The 24,688-nt window shown below is 43.1% G+C and carries 20 protein-coding genes; 9 read left to right on the top strand and 11 right to left on the bottom strand.

From position 1 onward, the window contains the following. Positions 1-360 precede the first annotated feature (360 nt). Positions 361-720, top strand: a complete 360-nt coding sequence (locus RMY31_RS12055; protein ID WP_322657973.1) for an NAD(P)H-quinone oxidoreductase subunit M — start codon at positions 361-363, stop codon at positions 718-720. Positions 721-883: 163 nt separating this feature from the next. On the opposite strand, the gene RMY31_RS12060 is transcribed toward RMY31_RS12055, so the two are convergent. Further along, positions 884-1,150, bottom strand: a complete 267-nt coding sequence (locus RMY31_RS12060) for a hypothetical protein (protein ID WP_409877848.1) — start codon at positions 1,148-1,150, stop codon at positions 884-886. A gap of 228 nt (positions 1,151-1,378) precedes the next feature. After that, positions 1,379-1,513, bottom strand: a complete 135-nt coding sequence (locus tag RMY31_RS12065; protein WP_322657976.1) for a hypothetical protein — start codon at positions 1,511-1,513, stop codon at positions 1,379-1,381. 129 nt (positions 1,514-1,642) lie between these two features. On the opposite strand from RMY31_RS12065, the gene RMY31_RS12070 reads away from it, so the two are divergent. The 3 genes from RMY31_RS12070 to RMY31_RS12080 all read left to right on the top strand — a co-directional run bounded on the left by RMY31_RS12070 (position 1,643) and on the right by RMY31_RS12080 (position 6,576). Further along, positions 1,643-3,925 carry a protein phosphatase 2C domain-containing protein gene (locus RMY31_RS12070; RefSeq protein ID WP_322657977.1) on the top strand — a complete coding sequence of 761 codons (2,283 nt, stop codon included), beginning with the start codon at positions 1,643-1,645 and terminating at the stop codon, positions 3,923-3,925. Positions 3,926-4,135: 210 nt separating this feature from the next. Then, entirely contained in the window at positions 4,136-5,710 is a 1,575-nt protein-coding gene (locus RMY31_RS12075) for a CHAT domain-containing protein (RefSeq protein ID WP_322657978.1), read from the top strand. Between the two features lie 218 nt (positions 5,711-5,928). Then, positions 5,929-6,576: a hypothetical protein gene (locus RMY31_RS12080; RefSeq protein WP_322657979.1), complete on the top strand. Its 648-nt coding sequence runs from the start codon at positions 5,929-5,931 to the stop codon at positions 6,574-6,576. A 547-nt stretch (positions 6,577-7,123) separates the two neighbouring features. Here the strand turns inward: RMY31_RS12080 and RMY31_RS12085 are convergent. From RMY31_RS12085 to RMY31_RS12120, 8 genes are all read right to left on the bottom strand, one after another. Next, positions 7,124-7,258, bottom strand: coding sequence for a hypothetical protein (locus RMY31_RS12085; protein ID WP_409877849.1), 135 nt, complete (start codon positions 7,256-7,258; stop codon positions 7,124-7,126). A gap of 22 nt (positions 7,259-7,280) precedes the next feature. Continuing rightward, on the bottom strand, positions 7,281-8,666 hold the full coding sequence (locus RMY31_RS12090; protein WP_322657980.1) for a PrsW family glutamic-type intramembrane protease: 1,386 nt from the start codon (positions 8,664-8,666) through the stop codon (positions 7,281-7,283). Between the two features lie 639 nt (positions 8,667-9,305). Continuing rightward, positions 9,306-9,905 (bottom strand): DJ-1/PfpI family protein, encoded by a 600-nt coding sequence (locus RMY31_RS12095; RefSeq protein ID WP_322657981.1) that lies wholly within the window; start codon positions 9,903-9,905, stop codon positions 9,306-9,308. A 76-nt stretch (positions 9,906-9,981) separates the two neighbouring features. Next, a complete protein-coding gene (locus RMY31_RS12100) occupies positions 9,982-10,434 on the bottom strand; it encodes a nitrate reductase associated protein (RefSeq protein ID WP_322657982.1) in 453 nt (150 codons plus the stop codon). Between the two features lie 49 nt (positions 10,435-10,483). Beyond that, positions 10,484-10,930: a phosphate-starvation-inducible PsiE family protein gene (locus RMY31_RS12105; protein WP_322657983.1), complete on the bottom strand. Its 447-nt coding sequence runs from the start codon at positions 10,928-10,930 to the stop codon at positions 10,484-10,486. A gap of 325 nt (positions 10,931-11,255) precedes the next feature. After that, entirely contained in the window at positions 11,256-13,469 is a 2,214-nt protein-coding gene (locus RMY31_RS12110; protein ID WP_322657984.1) for a nitrate reductase, read from the bottom strand. Between the two features lie 426 nt (positions 13,470-13,895). Next, complete coding sequence (locus RMY31_RS12115) at positions 13,896-15,389, bottom strand: NarK family nitrate/nitrite MFS transporter (RefSeq protein ID WP_322657985.1); 1,494 nt, start codon at positions 15,387-15,389, stop codon at positions 13,896-13,898. Positions 15,390-15,515: 126 nt separating this feature from the next. Further along, complete coding sequence (locus tag RMY31_RS12120) at positions 15,516-17,105, bottom strand: ferredoxin--nitrite reductase (protein WP_322657986.1); 1,590 nt, start codon at positions 17,103-17,105, stop codon at positions 15,516-15,518. A gap of 492 nt (positions 17,106-17,597) precedes the next feature. Here RMY31_RS12120 and RMY31_RS12125 point away from each other — a divergent pair, with 492 nt between their 5' ends. The 5 genes from RMY31_RS12125 to RMY31_RS12145 all read left to right on the top strand — a co-directional run bounded on the left by RMY31_RS12125 (position 17,598) and on the right by RMY31_RS12145 (position 23,482). Next, positions 17,598-18,023, top strand: a complete 426-nt coding sequence (locus RMY31_RS12125; RefSeq protein WP_322657988.1) for a ubiquinol-cytochrome c reductase iron-sulfur subunit — start codon at positions 17,598-17,600, stop codon at positions 18,021-18,023. A gap of 120 nt (positions 18,024-18,143) precedes the next feature. Then, on the top strand, positions 18,144-19,439 hold the full coding sequence (locus RMY31_RS12130) for a HEAT repeat domain-containing protein (RefSeq protein ID WP_322658008.1): 1,296 nt from the start codon (positions 18,144-18,146) through the stop codon (positions 19,437-19,439). Positions 19,440-19,557: 118 nt separating this feature from the next. Continuing rightward, a complete protein-coding gene (locus tag RMY31_RS12135) occupies positions 19,558-20,196 on the top strand; it encodes a glutathione S-transferase family protein (RefSeq protein WP_322657989.1) in 639 nt (212 codons plus the stop codon). A gap of 402 nt (positions 20,197-20,598) precedes the next feature. Continuing rightward, positions 20,599-20,775: a hypothetical protein gene (locus tag RMY31_RS12140; RefSeq protein WP_322657990.1), complete on the top strand. Its 177-nt coding sequence runs from the start codon at positions 20,599-20,601 to the stop codon at positions 20,773-20,775. Between the two features lie 673 nt (positions 20,776-21,448). Further along, positions 21,449-23,482, top strand: a complete 2,034-nt coding sequence (locus RMY31_RS12145; protein ID WP_322657991.1) for a carotenoid oxygenase family protein — start codon at positions 21,449-21,451, stop codon at positions 23,480-23,482. A 24-nt stretch (positions 23,483-23,506) separates the two neighbouring features. On the opposite strand, the gene RMY31_RS12150 is transcribed toward RMY31_RS12145, so the two are convergent. Further along, the gene (locus RMY31_RS12150) at positions 23,507-24,457 is read right to left on the bottom strand and encodes an RpoD/SigA family RNA polymerase sigma factor (RefSeq protein ID WP_322657992.1); all 951 of its coding nucleotides are present in this window, start codon (positions 24,455-24,457) and stop codon (positions 23,507-23,509) included. Positions 24,458-24,688 lie beyond the last annotated feature (231 nt).

Genomic DNA, 24,688 nt, shown 5'->3' on the forward strand with positions numbered 1-24,688 from the left:
TACGTTTTTTTCATTATAAAAATCAGGATATTTTGATGAATAAATTTATTGAAAGTAAAGTTCAAGCTAAGTTATACCATTTTGGATTGAAGGGGATTGGGAACTCGCAGTCTCCTCTGGGGATTAGGGTTAGAGGTAATGGCGATTGAAAACTGGGAACAAGAGGGGGGAAAGAGAAAAAGCTCAAGGGCAAAGGCATAGTTATTTCCTTTTCCCCTTATCCTTTTCCCAATCCACTCATTTACTATACTTTTGTCAAGGGATTTGCTGTATTCCCAGCTTGTGCGTGAAGTGCATTTAAGCCCGGGCATAGCGTCTACAATGATTTCAGTGTAATCAACCCAAACCTTACACCCTTCTATGGACAATCCAATGCTGCTCAAGTCCACAACCCGGCATATTCGCATTTTTGCGGCAGAAATTGACCGGGATGGCGAACTGGTTCCCAGTAATCAGGTATTAACGTTGGATGTTGACCCAGACAACGAATTCAACTGGAATGAAGATGCGCTACAACAGGTTTATCGCAAGTTTGATGAACTTGTAGAAGCATCTAGTGGCGCAGACCTAACAGACTACAACTTACGCCGCATTGGGTCAGACTTGGAGCATCATTTGCGATCGCTCCTACAAAAAGGCGAAATCAGCTACAATCTCTCTGCTCGCGTCACCAACTACAGCATGGGACTTCCTCATGTTGCAGTTGACGAGAATAAGTAGATTTCAGACTGACGAGTTATGAGTAATAATTACTATTACACCTAACTCCTTGGGGGCACGGCAGTGCCATGCCCCCAAATTTCCGACAAACTGCCGTTTTGAAATTAACTTCATAGTTTCCTCTTTTTTACCAAAAAGTAGACTGATAAAATGTTTTCCTAAATCAATCACTACGAGGTTGTAGTAATTGGGTGCGTAGGTGCAAAGCGGTGAGGCAGTCGCAGTCTTGGATGCCACTTGCTACCCTGCGGGAACGCGCTTGAGCGAACAAGCCGGGGAACCCGTTCGGCGTTCGCCCTTGGCGTTGCTGTACCCTTGCCGGGAAGCAAGCTACGCGTAGCGTCTCCCCTAGGAGACCTAGGAGAAGGCTAGTCATTCTCGTACTGCTTCGCAGAACCCAAAGGGTAGAGTAAGGCTTGTCGACAGACATCGCCAAGCCTCCAACTCGACAAACCCCTAAATAATTTAGTCATCAGTAAATAGTCATTAAACTCAAAATGGTAAAAAAGTACTTTAAGAGACAGCATCTCAGTCGTCTTAATTCTTAATTAAAGTTAATTGATGCACGAGACTTATAAACTAAAGAAATACCAGTATTATTTACCTTATTTATGATAAGTTCATTCATTAATAACTAAACAGTTTAGATATGCTTGGGTTATGCTTTGGTGACAGGATTAAAGTTAGTTGCTATGCCGATGGAGAGCCATAGAGCAATAGAAGCTATCATGAGGCTGTAGAGTTGATTAAGGAGTATGTTCTTGGCATAGATTAGTAAATTACGTTTTAGCATCTGCTGGTATCTGCCAGCTAAAATTATGATCCCAAGTTGGATACGTCAAATTCAAGAAATATGAGCGGTTTAGATTGCCGCTACCAACGCTGTTGAAGAAATTGCCAATCGCCGATCGCCCCGAACACTATGGAAAATGATGCGGCAACGCTCTACTGCCCCAATGAACTTTGTCAGGCTGCTAACCCCCTGACTCACAAGTTTTGCCAGCGATGCTCCACACCCCTACCTAAGCGTTATCTCTGGGCTGTGGGAGATGGTCTGAGTGTGGGTAATCCTGGAGAATTATTAGCCGATCGCTATTTAGTCATCAGTAAATCTGTTGTTTTAGATACTAAGCCTGGGTTGCTACCCGAAGTACCTGAATTAGAAAATTTACAAAGCATCAGAGCTTATCTGAGACTAATTCCCTATCGCTTAAACGTACCGCAGGTATATGGAGTGCTTCCCCTAGGCGATGGACGCGCTCAAAAAGAAGTCTTACTTTTAGAAAAACCACCGTTGTTAACAGATACTACAGCTCTACAAGTGCAGCTATGTAGCCAATTAACTACTGCTTGGCGCGATGCCACATCAATGCGTCAACTCAATTGGCTATGGCAAATAGCTCATCTGTGGCAACCTTTTGTAAGTGAAGGCGTGGCCTCTAGCTTACTCGACCCGCATTTATTAAGGGTAGAAGGATCTTTAGTCCGCTTATTAGAATTACGTTTTGACTCCCCAACGGCAGTTGACTTAACTCAATTAGGTGAATTTTGGCGACAATTGCACTCTCAGGCAAAACCAGTCATAGCTGAATTTGTTAACGAAATTAGCAGTTTGCTGATTCAGGGAAAAATTAACTCGCCAGAGATATTAATTGCTGTTTTAGATCGAGGACTGGCAGAATTAGGGCGCGCTCAAACACCCAGCATCAAAATTATCACCAAAACTGACACCGGGCCGAGCCGCCAACGAAACGAAGATGCTTGTTATCCGCCCAGTGGCACGCTGGTGAGCAAACCACCGCAGGCGACAGCCTTAGCCATTGTCTGTGACGGCATTGGCGGACACGAGGGAGGCAATGTCGCATCCAATTTAGCGATTGAAACAATTCAGCAACAGGTGCAGCAACTGACAAAGGTTCCCTACGACCACATAGAACCTTCACTTTTGCTGGCGGACTTAGACACAGCCGTAGCAGTTGCCAATGACAAAATTAGCCAGCGTAATGACGGCGAACATCGACAGGGAAGACAACGCATGGGCACAACCTTGGTAATGGCGTTGCCTCTTGCCCAAGAAATGTACATTACCCACGTCGGTGATAGTCGTGCCTATTGGATTACACACCACAGTTGTTATCAAGTCACCCTCGACGATGATGTCGCCTCTCGGGAAGTAAGACTCGGCTATGCCATCTATCGCGAAGCTGTGCAACAGAATGGTGCAGGCTCTCTAGTGCAGGCTTTGGGCATGAGTTCCAGCAACTCATTACATCCCACCTCCCAGCGGTTTATTCTCGACGAAGATGCTATTTTTCTACTGACATCCGATGGATTGAGTGACTTTGACCGCATTGAGGAATACTGGGAAACGGATATCTTACCAATTCTGACTGGTGAAGATAATGTCGGAAATGTTGCTAATAAATTAATAGAAATTGCTAACACCAAGAATGGACATGATAATGTCACTATTGCTTTAGTACACTATCAAGTCCAATACCACGAACCAGAGTTAAGCCTGAAAGCAGTCATTCCAGATGGTCTTTATGTCAAAGCTGCTGCATCCCCAACACAAGCAACATTATTAGAAGATAGCCCTCCCCAGAACACTAAAGTAATTCCAGAAAGCAAGCCTGCCACAACTACTCAATTACCGTTTCATTTGATAGTGCCGTTAATATTAGTTGTCGTAGTTGGTTCGATGGCATACTGGGTGAAGCAACGACTATCGCCATCTTCATCAGGAACGATTCCAGTTTTCTCAAATCCAGTTGCGACTTTGCAACCAACTGCTTCCGAGGCACCAACAGCGCGATCGCTTGATAATCTCGCTCGTGGATGGGTGATTAAAACCAACCGAGAAATTACCTTGAACAATAAGGAAATTTTGCCCTCTAACAGTTTTTTAGAAGTTATCGACAAAAACAATCCTCAAGCTTCTGGAAGCTTTTTGGTAAATATGCGGCTCTGCTCCAGTGAAAACACGCTAACTTCAGCAGATCCAAACAAAAAAGTAGGCTCTCGTTTACCGATACAAGAAAAAAGAGTATTGGTAGAATTGTCTAAACTAAAACGCTTGGGAGTAACTGTTTTGCAAGCAAGCGATAGGAGTCCATGTGATACTGTGCCCCAATCTCCAGACAGCCAGCCCCCCGAACCAAATGCACAAAGCGATACCAGTGCAACTGAGTCAAATACTCGATAAACTAGTAAAAACCTGAAATAATATCAGGTAATTATCAAAATAAAAACTCAAGCTGTTAAGGCTTTTGCCTCCTAGCTTGAAAAAGAAACTAGGGAGTAGGAAGTAGGAGTTAAAAGACTGCTGAGTTAGGAGTTAATAGTTTTATCTCCCCCTGCTCCCTTGCCCCTCTGCTCTTTCCTGCTCCCTTTACCTTTATAGTTTCATGAATCAATGCCATCCCTGAACTTGGCGATCGCCCGTCTCATCAACACTGGCACAGACAACTTTGCCATTTGGGTGGTCAAGGCTCCCTATCCCAGTGGCTATGTTCTGCGTGACTGTGTATGGCCTGTTGAACTCTCTCAAGTTTGGCAAGAATGGCAGCAGTTGTTTGCTGGTCATAGTGGTTTAAATATTTCTTCAAAGGGCACGCATCAGGTAAACCCACCTATCAATTTAGGTTCGCCTCCTTTAGGTCAAACCTCTATTTACAGTGTTCGTTTGATGCAACACCTAGGTATCAATTTGTGGCGTTGGGTATTTGATGGGCCGATTCTTGGTAGTCTCGAACGCAGTCGCGGCATCGCTATGGGTCAGCATACACGTTTGCGCTTTCGACTAGAAATTCGTGACCCAGACCTCATCGCTCTACCTTGGGAAATTATGCAGCGCGAGCCTGGTCAATCAGCAATGTCTCTTTCGCAAGATTTGCTGTTTAGTCGTACCACTAGCGAAGTTGAAGCCCTGCCTTATTTGCGAGCCGATCGGGATTTAAACATCCTGCTGGTTTTAGGACATGATGAGAATCTGCAATTATCAAAAGAAGCCGCTATCCTAGAACAAACCCTCTCAAATACTGGTCAGGTGGGTGGCAATTTTAACGCTTATGCACCTTGTAAAGTAACCACACTCCTGCAACCAACTCCACAAGAGTTGATTCAAGAGCTAGAAACAAAAGCATACAACGTCTTTTTTTACGCTGGTCACGGACTGCCAGGGCCAGACGGAGGATTATTCTTTTTACGTTCAGGCATGACCCTCAATGGCATAGAATTAGCACAAGCCTTAACCCGTGGTGGTTTAAAACTGGCGGTTTTTAATGCCTGTTGGGGGGCACAACCAGCTGCTGTTAATCACAAAGCTATCCCTGCCAGCAGTTTAGCAGAAGTAATGATTCGTCATGGTGTGCCTGCTGTTTTAGGAATGCGCGATGAGATTGCAGATCGCGAAAGCCGTAGTTTTATTCAATCCCTTGCCGAAGCTTTACGATCGCGTAAGCCCATTGATGAAGCAGTAGCAGAAGCCAGACAACAGCTGCTAACAGTATATAAGTTCAATCAACCTGCTTGGACTTTGCCCGTTCTCTACCTGCATCCGGATTTTGATGGCGAACTGATTAAAAGCTTTGATGAAGGAATTACGGAACTACCAGATACTGCTATCCCCAGCATAAATTCCAGTTTTGCTAGAGCTTGTTTGCGATCGCTCGCACCAGGGGGTAAAACATGGTTTTTACGATCTGGTGTTACCCGCATCGGTCGCACAAAAGACAATGATATTGTCATTCCAGAACCATCAGTTTCCAAGCGTCACGCCGAAATCCTCTGTCGGAACAATCTCACTGGCAATACTCCGGTGCGAACATATTACCTACAAGATTTTTCTACCTATGGAACAACTTGGTGTTCAAGCCCTAACGGTTGGCAACAAATCCTCCGTGAGGAAGTTCCTCTCCAGTCGGGAATGCAATTAAAGTTTGGAAGTTCTAGAGGTGAGACTTGGGAGTTTATGATTGAAGATTCTTAAAGTGGAGACTGGGGATAAGGGAGATGAGGGAACAGGGTGAGAAAAATTATAACTGATAACTGACTAATACCTAATCATTAATAAAATTGGATTTGCCTTACCAGCACCAGCTTTAAAACCTAGTTTTATCATTAGACAAAATCAAGTTTTTTTACGGAAACATGACAATGACAGGTGTAGCTGTCAATAACGCTAATTAATTCATCAGGAGACTATCAATGGCAAACAAAATCAACACTTCACACACTTTCCACTCTTTACAGTCTCAAGTGGAATTAGAGCTATTAGAGGTATTACTAGAATCAGAAGATACTACTTATCCTTGGAATCCGACTGACGATGAGTCAGAAGTATATTTTGACGAACTAGAACAACAGTTTGGTATGGAGGAATTGCTAGACGAGGAACTGTCTATACGTTCGCAAACTTTTTACAACCAACTAGACAATCTTTGGTCTGAAGTTTCAAATCATTCATATTACAAGTGTAGTATGGAACATTCACTTATAAGCAGTCTTCAAAAAAGTTTACATACAGCCTTTGCTGCTGGTGTACCCCAAGGCTGGCTCAACGAGATTGCGACCAAAGCTGCTGAAATTTTTTCTCCACAACAATCAATGGGTGAGCAACTAGTGCAGTGCGTTCAGTCTGTGCTACCTACATGGGCAGCAGACGACCTTTTTGTCTTAGCTCGACCCTTTGCTTATGCTATGCGTAGCAGTGAATCGCACAATATGACATCTGTAATAAATAATGTTGAGAATCGAGAGTGGACAAGTTTATCAGAAATAGAGCAAGCAAAAGTTAGTATAGCGATCGCTTACTACGCTCTAAAACAATTAGATAGTTTTCAGTCAAAAGCCTAACTTCCGTTGTTTTGTTTTCCTATCCTATCTTTTAGCTTTGATTAAATCTCGACCGCAGATAATTTTGTCTATCGGTGGCGCTTGTGCTGCTAGTTTCAAAGCTCTCCAGGTATCACTCTTTAGGCATAGGCATTGTAGAGTAATCCAACCATAAGTTAATTGCAAAACTAGCGCTATCTATCCTAAGACATAAAAAAGATTTTTCATTTATTGAACATACAACGTTGGGGAGAAGCAACCAACTGTAGGAGTTCGGAGGCAGTCCCGATGAAAAAATTTTCACCGCCATGCATGAAAAAGGGACAAAGAGGACAAGGGAGACAAGGGAGAAACTTTCCCTACACCCTCTTTCAAGTCAGCTAATCACGAGAAAATCCCACAAACAAAGGTAAAAATCTCAGTCCCCGCGTCCCGCGTTCGTGTAGCGTCGACCATAGGAGAAGTTTGCTCAACGGGGGGAACCCCCCGAAGTTGCTCCACTTGGGCAAAGACGACACTTGCTACCCTGCGGGAAGCCCTTCGGGTGACGCTCCTAACGTCGCTACCGCTACGCTAACACCAGTCGCTCATGGGGGAAACCCCAAGACCACGCTGGTTCACCGCGTAAAGCGCGTCTACAACCGGGGGAACCCCAGCAACGCAGTGTCTCCCCAAGACCGCACTTCTCTTTGCGTCTCCCCATCCCCGCGTCTCCCAGTCCTCTCCTATTTAGGCCCAAGAAAGCGGGTGGCAAAATTTTGCGATCGCGTCGGTGACAACGCCCGCGCCTTCAGAATCGCTGCCATCAAAAAGGCGTAAGATAACACTCCAACGACCACCAAAAGTAAAGCGTTGATAGATCCTGTAGCGTTCCATAAAGCGTGGAGTGCAGCAGCGCTAAGATAACCAACTGCAAGAATTTGCCAACTCCGCCGGGGCTTAAGTACAGCTAACCCAATAAAGTACCCCAGATAGCCACTGTAAGCCATATGTCCTGCCACAGAGCCGAGAATGCGTGGAATCAGCAGTTGTAAACCTACCAGTTGACCAGCAGCTCCTACACCCACCTGTTGGGCAACATTGTTAGTTATCTCTGGTACATACTGTGCTAAAGTTTCCAACAGAGTGAAACCCACAGCAGAGGCTGTTCCTAGGAGAATGCCATCTAAAGGTTCCCAAATGCCAATGCGTTCCCGCCAAGGTGAGGGTAATCCCCTGGCGATAAAATATGCTCCGATTACAGGCAACGCTTTGAGCAATTCTTCCATCAACCCCGCACCAAAAAACATCCGCACCAGTAATTCTGTGAAGGTAGGAAAATCTTGAGGTGAGGGCAAGTTACCAGGCAAGACAACGCGAAATACGAAAATAAATAGATCCAATAGGGGACTGAGCAAAATCAGCGTCGTAGTCAATGCCGCACCCATCAGTACCCACCATGGTTTCTGTTTACCGCAAAGTTGGTAAACAAAATAGTAGGCAGCAAACGCTATATAAATTGCTACTATCACTTGATTAGCTTGAGGCTGACCTACCGTAGCAAACATCAGCACCACAAATACTACTGTCAGTATTCCTGGTATGAGGTAAGCTTTACGAGTCAAATCCTTGCCAGTGGAAATAATCGGAAACAGTTGAGTGAAGCTAACCGAATCCGGCTGCTTTAATTGAGTGTGGTTATGGAGACTCGCCGCTGGGGACGGTAGCGGTGCAACTTGTGTTTGTGTTGTTAATACCGTAGGTTGAGAGATTAATTCATATTCAAAGATGAATTGTGGCCCATCAGCACCCAAAGCAATGCGATCGCCTGCGTGCAATTCTTGACAGCCATACAAGCGTTGTCCATTTAAGTAAGTGCCATTAGCACTATTCAAATCACAAAGTAGCCAGCTAAATTTGCTATCTGGAGATGAAGAAAGGGGACGAACCACAGCATGACGGCGAGATACCATCCGATACGTCATGGCATCTAAGACAATTTGGCAGCTGGGGTCGCGTCCAATTACTACCTCTTTACTGGTAAGCAGCGAGTAGCGATCTGACCCAGAAGCTGCTCCATTACCAGACACTTGCCGCAGGAGAGCGTTATGTCTTGCGTTTTTGCCTGTCATCGAGTTAGAGTATCTTTCCAAACTAATTCATAAAAGATTTCTGGCATTAGGAATTGACCTTAGCCACACCAACAGCAGCATTGCTAAATACACTATAGCTTTACTTACTGCTAATAAATTTAAAATTCACTCATTCAAAATTTAAAATTTTATAAGTCTATTTTGACAAGCATTCTGGCGATTAGGAGAGTTTTTGTGCCTTGTTTATCAGACATATTAATTCAGTATGCATAGCTAATGACTTCTAAAATCCTACTACCAATTAAATTCACAGCAGTCGATCAAATATTAGTAGTATTTGCCACATTTAATTGTATTCAAAAAACATAAAATCGTTGATGAAGAATAAAGTAGGAGATTTTACAGTGCAAGACAGTAGAAGGCAAAAGGGTAGAGGAGTAGAGGGGAGGATACTTCCGTACGGGGGTTCCCCCCGTTGAAGAGCCAGTGCATTGGGGAGACAGCGCTGTGGGAGGGTTTCCCGACTTGAAGCGACTGTCGTCGGCTCTGCCGACTTGAAGCAACTGGCGTGAAAGTGTCTGTTGCAGAGGGGCAATGCAACAGGATAAAACTATTAACTCCTAACTCTTGCACAGACGCGATTAATCGCGTCTTTACTCCTGACTCCCTCTTCATCCTTCATACTTTAGCTATTTCTGGATGTTCAACCTTGGTTCCGAGTACTTTGAGGAATTCCGCTAGCCAACGGGAATGAGCAGGCCAAGCTGGTGCTGTCACTAGGTTGCCATCAACTATTGCCTCATCAACTGGGATCTGGACGTAGATACCGCCAGCACTGCGTACATCTGGACTACAAGCAGGGTAGGCGGTACAACTCTTGCCTTGCAGGACATCAGCTGCTGCTAATAACTGTAAACCGTGGCAGATAGCAGCAATAGGCTTATTTGCTTGGGCAAAGTGACGGGTAATATCTAACACCCGCTGATTCAAACGGATATATTCTGGCGCTCGTCCTCCGGGGACAACTAGAGCATCGTAGGTTTCGGCTTCTACTTCTGCAAATGTGGCATTTAAAGTGAAGTTATGACCGGGTTTTTCACTGTAAGTCTGGTCTCCTTCAAAATCATGAACTGCTGTTCGCACTTTGTCTCCAGCTTTCTTGTCTGGGCAAACTGCATGGACGGTGTGTCCTACCATTTGTAAAGCCTGGAAGGGAACCATAACTTCATAGTCTTCTACATAGTCGCCAATCAGCATCAAAATTTTCTTAGCTGCCATGTCTGGTATGCTCACTTAGTTCGTCACTTGTTAGTTGCAATTTAGCACTGACAATTGACCACTGATATTAACTAAGTTAAAGCAAATGAAATTCTGCTATGGCTCGGGGAAAGTTTTTGTTTTCATGCCCTGGACGGCTGAGTTTAATCAGTGCAAAACGCTGTAAGCAAGTTAAAGCTGCCCACTGTTGCAGTGTGAGAGTGACACCTATTTCTTGAGCTTTTTCTTGAAGGCTTGCTGGCACGGTGCTAGAGTCCATCCATACAGGATAAGGTTCAATAGGCAATTTTGCAGGTGGTGTACCCGTGCATTCTAAAACCAACTGCTGGAGATACTCTTGGTAAGATTGAATTTCTGTTTCTGTAGTGCAAGGTAACTCGACTAAAACTGCGCGCTCAGCTTGAGTCATTTGGCTCCAATCAGCTAATTTTAATTTGATGCCACAGGTGTCTAATTTGTAGCGTACTTGCATGGGTATGCAACGCAAAGAATCAACAAAATCTGCTTCAAATTCAAAAAAATCTGTCATAATTGACAACTAAAAATATATGAACAATTACAAACGCTGTAAGGATTTACTATTTATTACTTGAACGAATTATTAAATAACTGATTGATAAGGCGAGAACTGCAATTCCTAAACCAATAATATCAATACCTGAAACTTTTTCTAAGTCAAGAATAATTATTTTACGAGCGATCGCAATCAAAGAAGTGACAATAACTAATTCCACTTGAAAAACATGTTTTCGTAAATATGCTGTAATATTTTCTAAAATTTCTAAAGCAATTAAAATATTTAAAAATAAACCAAAAATCTTAAATAAAGTTGTGTTGAATGTACCGTAGGGTACGTCAAATAACTCTTTAATAAGAAATACTGCTAAGTCTGCGATCGCTACCAAAATTACCAAGACCATCAAAATAGAAAGAACTTTAGAAACTAGCACCTCTATGTTTTCTATGAAGTGCATAAAGTTCTCGTCTTTGGTAGCTGCTATGATTTGTCTAAATAATTTCTTCATTTACTGCACCCCATTTTCAAGTAAAAAGACAAAAGAAAAACCCCATAGATAAATCTAGAGGATTGACAAAAAATGTCTAGTTGATGTGCTATGAGTTTTTTGTCGTACTTTTTCTTCTATTCCATAACAAAAGCATGGGAGGAAGAAAACTGCTTTCTACTAGAGATTTTGCCTTTTTTATGTCGGTAATTTAGCAGAGTTAGTTAGGAATAGTCGAGAGTAGAAGCCCGAAAATCGATAGTTAAAAGTAATGATAACTATTGATTCTATTACCAAATACCAATTACTGATTACCTATTTTTGATTTAGGGGCATATCTAGCAGCTTACCATTGTGAGGACTGGAGTTGATAATTTTGAACCGTGATTTTATGAGAAACTGGCATTAATTGTACCGCACAGGCTTTTAATTCTGGTTGCAGTGAATCGGGGCAAGATTCTGGATGAGTCAGAGCGTTAGCTTCAGCATCGTTTGCCCACAGTGCCCCCCAGTGCATGGGGACAAATACTGTACCTGGTGCGATCGCCTTTGTCACTTTTGCTGGAAAATGAGCTTGACCTCGACGCGATCGCACTTCCACTATTTGATTATCGCTAATTCCTAACTTAACAGCATCACGGGGATGAATTTCTATAAATGGTTCGGGGTGCATAGAGCGAATTTTTTCAATACGGCCAGTACGTGTCTGAGTGTGCCAGTGTCCGTAAAGTCTTCCATTAGTTAATACAAAGGGATAATCAGAATCTGGTGGTTCTGCCAGTCCCCGTGAATAATATGCCCCAAATCGAGCGCGTCCATCAGGGGTATGAAAGCGCAAATCGGTGTATAATCTCTTTTGAGAAGTTTCTCCCCCTGCTTCCCTGCTCCCCCTGCTCCCCCTGCTCTCTTGTGGGTGAGGCCATTGAGTTGGGCCTTGTGTCTGTAATTGCTCGTGACTAATACCTGTCATGTCACAGGGGCGACTCTTAGTAAGTTGGGCAAACTCGGCATAAACTTCCGCAGAGTTGGTAAAGGCAAATTCTTTGATAAAGCCTAATCTACGACCAACTTCGGCAAAAATTTCCCAATCTGCTTTCGCTTCTCTGGGCGGTTGGCGGAATGCTTGACACAGAGTAACCATCCGTTCAGAATTGGTCATCACACCAGTTTTCTCACCCCATTGGGCAGCTGGCAGTAGAACGTGAGCATAAGCAGTGGTTTCTGTAGGGTAATATGCGTCTTGGTAAATAGTAAAAGGCGATCGCAACAACGCTTTTTTAGTCCGCTCCAAATCTGGCATACTCACAGCTGGGTTAGTAGCAGCAATCCACAGTAACCCGACATTGCCATTTTCCAAGCCAGTAATCATATCCCAAGCGGTTAAACCAGGATTGGCAGAAATCTGACCTCGCTTCAATCCCCAAAAATCCTCAACTTCTGTTCGGTGCTGGTCATTTTTTACCAAGCGATAACCAGGCAACAAATGTGCCAAACCCCCAGCTTCTCGTCCTCCCATAGCATTTGGCTGACCGGTGAGGGAAAAAGGCCCTGCGCCTGGCTTGCCAATTTGTCCAGTCATTAGGTGCAGGTTAATGATAGTTCTAACTTTAGCCGTGCCTTCACTTGATTGATTCACACCCATTGACCACAGCGACAGCACCCGCTGCGATTCACCCCAGTAGCGAGCTGCTGTTTCTAAATCTTCAACACTGATTCCACATTGACGAGCTACAACATCTGGCGGATAGTGGCGAATTACCTCGGCGTATGCAGAAAAGTTGCTGGTGCAGTCGTCAATGAACATCGTATCAATGCGATCCCAACGCATCAATAAATGCGCGATACCGTTCAACAAGTCAATATCTGTACCGGGACGAATGGCTAAATGCAAATCAGCTGCTTCGGCGGTCGGTGTACGTCGGGGATCGACCACAATCATTTTGACTTTGCGATTCTTTCTGTGATATTTCTCCAGTCGATTAAAAACAATTGGGTGGCATTCCGCCGTATTGGTGCCAATTAAAAATGCACAATCGGTTAACTCTAAATCTTCGTAGCAGCAAGGGGGGCCATCTGAGCCAAAGCTTTGAATGTACCCAGCCACAGCACTAGACATACATAAACGCGAGTTGGCATCAAAATTATTGCTACCCAAACACCCTTTCATGAGTTTCTGGGCTATGTAGTAGTCCTCTGTTTGAAATTGACCGGAACCATACATACATATAGCTTCTGGCCCTTGGGTAAAGCGCACTGTTTGAATGCGTCTCGTGATGATATCAAAAACTTCATCCCAACTAACTCGTCGAAACTCCCGATCCAAGGAGTCTCGCACCATTGGGTAATGTAATCTGTTTTTATCTAAAGATTCAGCGATCGTTGCACCTTTGACACAAACCATACCCTGACTAGATGGGTGTGCTTTGTCGCCCCGCACTCGCCAAATCGGATTTCCTTGGCTATCTCGATGAGTTGCTTTGCCTTGTTGTGCCGGGGGCGAAACTTCTAGACCACAACCGACACCACAGTAAGGACATAGAGTTTTGGTAAATTCACTCATGGCATTCACACCACTTTGGATTTTCTAGCCACTTATTAAGCGAAGTGGCGTGTTTTGGATTGTGCAACCCCACTTGCAGCGATAGTTGGAAAATTACCTTGTTGCACATGAGTTCTAAATAATAAAGGTTTAAAACCATAGATAAATACAGATAATTTATTGGTGTTTATTTGTTTTATCTGTAGTTTTATTGATATTTTTTATCTCACGTATAAATGCAGGGGCACAGAGAAGAGTGCGCTAAGTATATTGATGATTTAACTAGGGAATACAAAAAAATAAATCATCAAAATATTTATTTGTAGGGTGCGTTCACACAGGAACGCACCATCATGCTCTGATTTATCGTGGTGTGTTATGCCAAAGACTAACACACCCTACCAATTGAAGATTTTTCAAATGGAAGTCTCCTAATGAAGTTAATTTTCAGACTTCAATTGAGTGATGAGTTGAATTTTCGGGTGTTTCACCTTCAAAGGCACCTGCAAATGAGCCTTTCGGTTCTTTGAGGAAGAATGCACACATAAAAGCGCAGATTATAGCAGCTATACCCATTGTGGTAAATAATGTTGATGCGTCGGTTAAGCTGAAAATTGTGAGATAAACTACGCCACCAAAATTACCGTAAGCTCCCACGTTGCCGGCAATTTGTCCAGTGGCTTCTTTTTTAATTAGAGGCACGATACCGTAGGTTGCACCGCAGCCAGCTTGAGCAAAGTAGGCAGCAAACATAGTTACTGCGATCGCAACAGGAATCGGCCAGTTGCTATTAATAAAATGTGCCATTAAATAGCCAACACCGATACCAGCGCTGATAATTGTCATTGTCCACTTACGCGAGCCAAATTTATCAGAAATTACGCCACCGCTAGGACGAGAAACTAAGTTCAAAAAGGGATAAGTAGCGGCGATCATCCCAGCTATCACATGTTCTAAACCGAAAGTTTTTTCAAAAAATGCAGGCAACATAGAAACGGCTGCCAACTCGCTGCCAAAGTTAGTGACATAAGTGAATTCGAGTAAAGCTACCTGACTAAATTGATAGCGTTGAGAAGGAGCGTAGGTTTTCTTACCAATTAAAAGTTCTCGGTTTACTTGATAAGCTTTGTAGGTTTGGTACGCAAATAATCCTGCTAACACTACCCAAGTGAGATACATTTGGCTGAGAGTCAGGAAGTGAATGTTCTTTTGTTCCAAGCGCCAAGCTAATAAACCCAAGGCAAATATCAAACCAAAATTCGAGATAATCATTGCCCAGAAGCTTTTGACACTAGTTACTTCCAAAGCACCATTTTTCTTGGGTTTCTTATAGACTTTGCCAGCAGGCGTATCTTGGACGCTATTGTAATAAATTACGCCGTATATGGCAGCAACGATACCTGTAAGAGCGATCGCAAATCGCCAGTTGGAAGCACCACCACCTAGAAACGCAGTAGAAACCGCAATCATTGGTAGAGCAAATTCTGCCCCAAAAGCACCAAAGTTGCCCCAGCCGCCATAAATACCTTGGGCACTTCCCATCTCCTTCGGGGGGAACCATTCTGCCACCATCCGGATACCAACAACAAACCCAGATCCGACAATTCCCATTAGCAAACGACTGATGACTAATTGATTAAAATCTTGGGATAGTGCCGTAGCTAAACAGGGAACAGCGGCAAACATCAACAATATAGAGTAGGTAATTCTGGGGCCGAAACGATCCAACAGCATACCAATAATCAGGCGTGCTGGAATTGTCAGGGCAAGGTTACAGATAGCCAAAGTTTTAATTTGTTCAGGTGCTAGCTGTAGCTGTTTACCAATGGTTGTAGCAAAGGGAGCAAAATTAAACCAACAAACAAAGGTGAGAAAGAAGGCAAACCAAGTTTGATGTAATATCCTGTAGCGCCCACCAAATGAAAATAATCTTTTAAGCATTCAGCCCTTCCTCACTAAAAAAAAAATTGCATAAGGAATCCCGTGGGCAATCGTGAAATTGCCTCCAATATTTATTGGGAAAGTCAAAAGTAATGATTTGTGTTGACTATTAACCCTTGACTTTTTTTAGACTGTGGCTGGTTCTCGCAAACGTGCGCCAAAGTTTTCTATCAGCAATACCCGCAGTACTGAGTGCAAGTCTTCACAGGGAATACCTTTACTTACACAAGTTCCTAAATGAGCGTCTTTACCGACTTTGCCGCCCATATAGATGTCAACTCCTTCCACGGTTTTGCCATCTTTGCGAGTTTTAGTTCCCATCAAGCCGATATCTGCAACTTGAGGTTGTCCGCAGGAATTTGGGCAACCTGTCCAATGAATTCGGACTGGATGAGTGAATGTTAACTCAGCTTCTAAAGCTTTAATCATTGCTAGGGCGCGGTTTTTGGTTTCGATTAAGGCAAAGTTGCAAAACTGTGCGCCTGTGCAAGAAACTAGCGATCGCGTCAGTAAACCGGGATCGATTGAAAACCTTTCTAGTAGCGGCTCAGTTAAAAATGTTGCTAAACGCGAGTCAGGGATATTCGGGAGAATTACGTTTTGCTCAACTGTGAGCCTGATTTCACCACTGCCGTAAACTTCAGCTAGACTGGCGATTTCAAACATATCTTCGGCATACAACCTACCAACAGGAATGTGCAAGCCTACATAGTTCAATCCTGATTGTTTTTGTTTATATACCCCGATATGGTCGCGTTTTTCCCAGTCGATTTCGTCTTTTGTCGCTGCGGGTAACAACGATTTACCCAAACGATTTTCGACTTCTGAACGAAACTTTTCTAAGCCCCATTCATCAATTAGCCACATCAGCCGTGATTTTTGCCGATTGGCGCGGGGGCCGCAATCGCGAAAAACCTCTAAAACGGCTCTACATAAGCTGACTACATCTTCAGGAGATACCCAAACATTTAGAGGAATCGCCGCCTCACAGCGTTTGGCTGAGAAAAAGCCACCCACTAAAACGTTAAACCCGAAGACTTTTTGTTGAGAGTGGGCAGAGGGGAAATTTTGCTCCCCTACTTCTTTAAATGCTGGCACGAAAGCCAAATCGTTAATTTCGGCGTGAACAGAATTATCTCGTCCGCCGGCGATCGCAATATTAAACTTCCGTGGCAGGTTGGTAAACTCTGGATTACCTTCGCCTTTGTTAGTGAGCATGTCCTGAATTTGCTGCACCAACTCTCGCGTATCATACAACTCATCTGCATCCAACCCAGCAACAGGATCGCCTGTGATATTGCGGATGTTATCCATCCCCGACTGCACACTAGTTAAACCAACTGCGTGAAATTTATTAAAGATATCGGGTAAATCTTCAATCCTGATACCCCGCAATTGGATATTCTGTCTCGTAGTAATATCGACACTGCCTTCATCTCCATAGCGCTGCACCACTGCTGCTAATACACGCATCTGATTGCTGGTGAGAATACCATTAGGCATCCGCATCCGCATCATAAACTTCCCTGGGGTGACTGGGCGAAAGAACACACCCACCCACTTAAGGCGATGATCGCGGTCTGTTTCGTCCATTGCTTCCCAGCCTAGAGAGGCAAATTTTTCTATTTCCTCCTTGACTGCAAGTCCATCTTTTTCAGCTTTGAATTTCTCGAACTTATTAAGGTTAGTTTTGGTGGTAGTTGCTGTATCTGTCATGAGTTGATTCTCATTGCAAATTGCTAAGGTAGTTGCCTAATACTAATTAACCTTTTGTCTCTTGATTCCCTGGATTTATAGGGTTTAGTTACTGAAAAAGTCTATTTATTAGTGGTTAATTTTTTGCAATTAAGTGCGTTCACAGGTGTTTTTTTAGTTACTCGATAACGGTCAAGATGCTTAGGATAAGCTGAACGCCACTTCGTAATTAGTGAAAGTAAAATTGTAATCTTTTACATTTGCAAAGTTTATCAAGAGGACTTGGTTACTGTTTATGTAACAATTTCGATACTTATCAGGTTAAGGCGGGATTTTCGTTAAAATCGTATAAATAGCTACGAAATTTTAGTAAAATTGCAGAAAACGTATCTGTAAAATGCGTTTTCTGCATCACATTCTGCTAATGTTATGATGCAAAATCCTTGAAGAACGCGATCGCCCTTAATCTGAATTTTCAGGATTATCCACAAGTAATAATTAATTTCCACAACTATGAAACGTCGTGATTTCATCAATTGGGTAGGTTTGGGTTGGATAGCTAGCAGCCTACCCGTAGCGATCGCCGCCTGTACTTCCCAGACAACTGCACCAACATCTTCAGCATCTGGAGTTTGGCAAACGGTGGGGACTTCAGGAGAATTAGATAAGAATGGTCAATTAATTGCCAATAACTCACCCGTTGGGCCTGTATTGGTAGTCGGTACATCTAAAACCGCAAATTTGATTGCTGTTAATCCCACCTGTACCCATAAAGGTTGCACGGTAACATGGAAAGCCGAAGCAAAAAAATTCGCTTGTCCCTGTCATAAGTCAGAATTTGGGGCTGATGGTAAAGTACAAAAAGGCCCAGCCACAGAACCGCTCAAAACTTACGTCGCCAAGATTGAGGGTAATTCGGTTGTGGTTAAGCCGACTTAGTGCAAGGAGGTAGGGGAACAGGGGGAGATGTGTAGGACGTGGGGACAACGAGGACGCGGGGACGCGGAGAATGTGACCAATAACCAATGACTATTGACAAATTGATAATTTAACCAGGGAATTGTGAATACTATCGACCAGCTTTTGGTGCAAGCGCAGGCAGCACATGATGCAGCTGATTGGTCATTGCTGATTCAATATCTGCAAAAGATAATTTTGGCAAACCCTAAACATCCAGAGATAATAAAAAATCAAGAGCATTTGCTGGAATTAGCACTGTCAGTTTTAGAAATGGCAGATTTTCAGCAACGCTGGGAGATTGCTAAAGTGTTGACTTATCTAGGAAAGATTACTATCCCAGCGCTGATAGACATCTTAGAAGATGAAGACGCAGAAGAAGAAGTCCGTTGGTATGCAGCACGGATTTTGGGTGAGTTTCAGCACCCAGATGCCATAAGTCCTTTAGTGCAAGTGCTGAAAAACAATGAAGACGAAGAACTTAAAGCGATCGCAGCCACGGCATTGGGGCAAATAGGTACTCTTGCTATTACTGCACTTGCTGAACTCCTAAACAATGAAGATACTAGGCTTTTAGCAGTGCGATCGCTTTCCTATATCCAGCACACAGAAACGATCGCACCTTTGTTGAGGGTAGTACAAGATGCACAAGTAGCAACACGCGTCGCTGCAATTGAAGCCCTCAGCAGCTTTCACGATCGACGCGTGCCACCAATGTTGCTGAACGCTTTGGACGATAAAGCTGCCACAGTCAGACGTGCAGCCGTGCTTGGTTTGAGTTTTCGCCCTGACTTGTATGCAGAATTAGATTTGGTGAGAAGACTGCAACCTCGGCTGTATGATTTTAGTCTTGAAGTTTGTAGTGCCGCAGCGATCGCCCTTTCGCGGATGGGTAGTGATGATGCTGCCAAGCACTTATTTCAAGTGCTGATATCACCACACACACCAATAATCCTACAAATAGAAATTATCCGCACTTTAATTTGGGTAGAGACGCGATCCAGTTTGGAATATTTGCAACAAGCATTTAATCAAAGTAAATCAGAGACAGTGTGGCAGGAAATTGTCACAGTTTTGGGACGAGTAGAAAAACCGCAGTTAACTACACCAGCCGCAGAAATTTTACTGGACATCCTGCAATCGCAGCATCCAGCCACCAAAATTGCCAGCATCAAAAGTGCGATCGCTTTGTCTTTAGGGCAGTTAGGCTACATCCAGGCAATTGAGACATTGATTTTGCTGCTGGCATCCGAGCCACAAGTGCGACTACACGCGATTGCCGCACTCAAGAAGCTGTCACCAGAAGTTGCATGGCAAAAATTGCAGCAATTGACAAATAATCCCAGCCTCACAGCAGATTTGCAACAAGGAGTAGCGATCGCTCTAGCGGAATGGTAAGACTATTTTGCTTTCAAGAGTCTACAAAGAGTTTGCGTGCAACACTGTTTAATTTAGAAACTAGAATTTGGCAGAACTTTATGTATAAGAATAGTAAACATTGGCTGATGGAGGAGCAATGAAGCTATATTACATTCCCACAACAAGAGCGGTACGCCCTCGGTGGCTTTTAGAAGAAATGGGAATTGCTTATGACTTAGTTCGAGTCAATATGACTATGACAAAACAACCAGAATATAAAGAACTACATCCACATGGTAAAGTACCAGTTTTGGTGGATGGGTCAGTCACAATTTTTGAGTCTGCGGCAATTTGTGCTTATCTTGCAGACAAATATATAGGAATGGGATTTGCTCCACTGCCAGATAGTCCTGAGCGTGCCTATTACTACCAATGGCTCTTCTATGCTGCGGCTACCCTAGAGCCACCCGTGGAGCATTTTATGTTTAATGTTTTACCAAATCTGCCAGAAAAGCTGCTGCCAGGTTTCGTCAGGTCAGAAACTTCAAAGCAAGAATCCCGCCAATGGTTTGACCGAGTAGCTCAACCTTTAAGAGAAGTATTAATAGGAAGGAATTATTTAGTGGCTAATAAACTGACATCTGCTGATATTGTAATTGGAGGAGTTTTGCTTTGGGCAAAGAAACTAGGAATGCTATTAAATGATGACCCCCTTAGTGGATATATCAACCACTTGATGCAACGACCTGCTTTTATGCGTGCTGATGAAGATTTTTATGCCAAGATAGCTCCCTAGTTTTGTCGGCTTAGATGCAATATACAAATAAATGCAGCTAGGTGCAGCGATCGCAACAAGGAGTGTTTACTTTTTGATTTCCTCGCTTGAAAGGACTATGCAGGCAGGTCAAATAACTTAAACTGTATTTCGCCGCGCCGATCTTTGTAAATGTGTCCAAATTAGACACATTCGATAAGCGAATCAGTTAGCAGTAGGTGGAAATCCAAATTCCCACTATTGATTTCTCTAACTGCCTACCCAAAAACACAAAACAAATCACAGATTTTGGCAATTTGGCAACCTATGTTGTTCTATTGCAGTTTCAATGGAGATATCAACACAACGGGGCAGTGAAGAAGTTGTACGAGAAACACAGGCAAAAGCCGTGCTTCTATTGTCCCGTTCTATGCCAGTTGTTGAATGAGTACTGTAGAACCGCTCTACATGATTCATACAGCACTCAACAGAGTTCAGTTCCCGCTCTGCAACTGGCTAGAAATGAAACTAAAACACATAGAACTTGAACTCTGTAGGATTCTCGCACCTCTTCATGTCGAGCGTCGAGCGATCGCTTTGGTTAGTCAACCCAATTATTGATGCGAAAATTTGTGGAGTTTTCACCAAAAAATATTTAAATAGCTGAAATTGAGAGCTAGTCTGGTTCAACAAAGATTACTATCTTTAAATTTCCTTACTTAACCTTAATTGAATTTTTTTGTAGTTGAATTTGATTGAATCAAACTCCTTAAATTATCCACCTTTACGTTTTTGAATTCAAAGGATAATCTGATAATAACTACTTTGGCTTCGACTGGGTTATAAATTTTCAGACAAGTATTTTAATTTTGGCTAAATTTATTGATTGCTAGCTGGTTCAGTTCAGCCTAGCTGCAAAAGATCCTGTTTGCAACTTAAATATATTTTTATTGCTGGCTCCTACAACTCATCAAATGCATAAATAATTTCAACTAAACATATATATTGACTAAAACTAACTGCAAATGCCAAAACGACAGGGGAGCATCCCACTTTTTTGCATGTCATTGCGAGCGAAGCAAAGCAATCGCAAAATCCTCCAACTACGAGCGAGTCCATGCGATTGCTTCGTCATTCATCCTCTCTACGAGACGCTACGCGAACGCAATGACAGCTATTATCTCATTGCAAAATAAAAACTGGGATGTACCCAAACGACAGTCTTAACTTATTCAGAAACTTAGTTTTGAAAACACGTTTAATCACCAAGATATTTAACTTTAGGATAGTACAGATGTCAACGCAATATGCAGATTTTAATGCTCAAACTTTGAAGGGATTACGTCACCTTTATCACGGCGAATTAGCAGACCGCTCAGCTCGCTACACTTGCATTGAGGGAAGTTATCCTGATGAATTGTCAGGATATGCATTTACAACTGTATTTTCTTATGAGTCAGTTACACAAAAAGAACAAATTAATGCTAATCCTCACATGCTCAGTGCGCCTGGGAGGGTCTTAAAGATTAATTTTCAACCCCTATACGCTAAGGATGGAACACCATACTTTGAAGTTAGTACCCATACTATTGGTAATGCAGCTTGGCATTTACGCAAACTGGCCCCAAATGCGTTTGTGCGATCGCATTTTGCTGAGTTCAGTTGGTTTGGTACTTCTGATTTAAGTAATACAACAGCCACACCAATTTTTCCCATCCCATCCCATGATGGTAAGCAAGGAGTACGATTATTACTTTCTTATGATGCTGGTCGTCCAGGTGAGGTCAGTCCGAGTGACTTAAATTACCTCAACCCGATTGGTCGCAACCAAGATTACCACGCAGCAGTTGGTAGTTCCTTCAAGCCTATGATTATGACCACAGGACATCCTGCATATGACCCGGAATTTGCGCCAGAACAACCACTTTTGTTTTTCACTCACCTTGTACCAAGAATCGCTTCATTTTTTAGGACTAATCAGCCAATCACAGCCGACCTCTACCTTATGACTTGGGATGGTACCGTCTCCAACCCAACCACACCTATGCAAGTAATATTCGATGGTAAACCTGTGATTTTAGAGCAAGCTTCAGCCCATCAGATGTGTGTTACACGCAATTATGTGCTGATTTTCAATGCTTGCTTAGTATTAAGTGCTGGTTCCCTGATAGAACCTGTAATACAGATTGTGTTTGTATGGCTGTGCCAAATTTTCCAGGGACGAACCCCACGATTGATTAAAGATATCTATGAGAAACTATGTACCCGCTTAGCAGCTGCAATACCTTCTCCTCACTGTCAGCTATATATTCTCAGTAAAGAGGATATTCGCCAAGCGATCGCATCAAGTAGCAAGCAAGTTAATGTACAACGGATGATTGATATTCCTTGGGAGTTGACCCATGCTATTGCTGATTACGATGATTCGGGAAATCTCATCACAGTTTTTTGCCAACACAACGTTGGAGCAGATCCCGCTCAACATATGGAAACTGCGGATGTACTTATGGATGGCACTGTTGTATTAGAAGATTTGGTAGGTCTATTTTCTGGTGCAACTGACCTAAATCAAGTACGCAAACATGTAATTGATATGAATACTGGTCAACTGAACACAACTGCTTTTCCACAACCAGACGATCTTGAAAATTTTCCTTATGGACTAAATTTGCTGCCACCAATGCAGATACTGCCTTACCGTTCTCGCCCTACCAACTATGATTTACTCAGTGCAGTTGAACACTGGGATGCAACATATTGGGTCAGCGGAGGGTGGATTCCGCAAATTATGAGTATGCGAGTCTTCGATATTTTTAGAAATCAACGTTGTCGCCAAGACTATCCCTCAGAACGTCTTGTACCGGAAGCTGAATATCTGCAACAAATAGAGAACTCAAATAATACAGTTCGTTTCTTTCGGCTAGATAGAAATTTATGTTTGGAAAGTGCATACATTTTTGAACCAGGCTATTTTATGGCTGCACCAATATTTGTTCCCCGCCAAGATTCAATGAGTGTTTACGATGGATGGCTGGTAGGTCAAGTTTGGGTACCTCATCAGCCACACATGGAAATATGGGTTTGGGATGCGTCTCGTCCTCTTCATCTTGGCCCTATATGTAAACTAGGTCCATCTCCTGGTGAACGTGGTTTACGTCCTGGTTTTCCACTTCACTCTTCGTGGCTTGACTGTGATGGTGTAAAACACTGGCAATATCCTGATTATAAAGTTCCGATCGTTGAGATTCCCACCTATCTAAAGATTTTTGAATTAGCCAATATGGCAAGTGGGTTTATTAGTCGTCTTGTTCAACAATCTTTTTCATGATTATTAATTATAATTTGCCATCTTTTAGGAAGATAAATACTGTCCAATTTCTGGTTGTTGACGACGCAAAATATTCATTGCTTGCTGTTGGATTTGGCGAACTCGCTCTCGACTGACATTTAGCTTTTCCCCAATCTGGGCCAAACTTCGTTCTTGATTATCTAAAAGTCCAAAGCGCAAAATTAATACTTCACGCTGCATCGGTTTGAGTAATGCCAACAAATTATTCATGTCTTGGCGCAGAAGTTCTTGGGTTATATGTTCGTTCGGTGATATGCCTTCATCTGCTAACAGTTCATTGAGTTCTGTGTCTTGGTTTTCTCCAACCTTTAAATCTAGAGAAAATGGCTGCTTTGAAGCACTGAGATATTCTCGTATTTGGTTGGGTTGTAGGTTCAAAGCTTCGGCAATTTCTGCGATCGTGGGAAGACGACCCAATGTTTGAAACAATTCTCGCTGTACTTTCTTGATTTGATTGAGTTTTTCGGTGATATGAATCGGCAAACGAACAGTGCGCGATTTCTCTGCGATCGCCCTTGTAATTGCTTGACTTATCCACCAGTATGCGTAAGTTGACAACTTATAGCCGCGATTCGGGTCAAACTTCTCCACACCTCGTTGTAAACCTATCGCTCCTTCTTGAATCAAATCCAAGAACTCCAGATTACGGCGCTGATACTTTTTGGCTATCGAAACCACCAGCCGTAGATTTGCTGTCACCATCTTTTGCTTTGCTCGCTGACCTAGCTGAAGTATTTGAGTTACTTCAGTTTCGCTTTTGCCAATATCAACAGCCAATTCGGCCATCGTTGGTTCGCGATTCAATTTTTGGCTTAGCATATCTTTGTGTTGCTCGATCGCAATCATTTGCTGTACAAGCCTTCCATAAGCAATTTCCTGGTCTGCTGTTAACAACGGAAACTGACCAATTTCTTGCAAATAAATGCGAACCATGTCTGAACTGGAGCTGGACATACAACTTAACGTTCTTTAATAACCAGGGGAACCTAAAAGTATAAATCAAATCGCTCAATAAATTTTCCTGGTTTAAACGCTCACCGTTCGCCTAATCGAGAGTGAGTTTGATTAAATAAAGGATGTGTGAAGAAGCAGACGAAAGTAAAGACAGGCGATGGTTTTCACGCCACTCCCCACCCTGCGGGAAGCCCTTCGGGTTCGGGGGTGACGCTCCTAACGTCGCTAACG

This window comes from Dendronalium sp. ChiSLP03b (genome assembly GCF_034531165.2).
Classification (GTDB): domain Bacteria; phylum Cyanobacteriota; class Cyanobacteriia; order Cyanobacteriales; family Nostocaceae; genus Dendronalium; species Dendronalium minutum.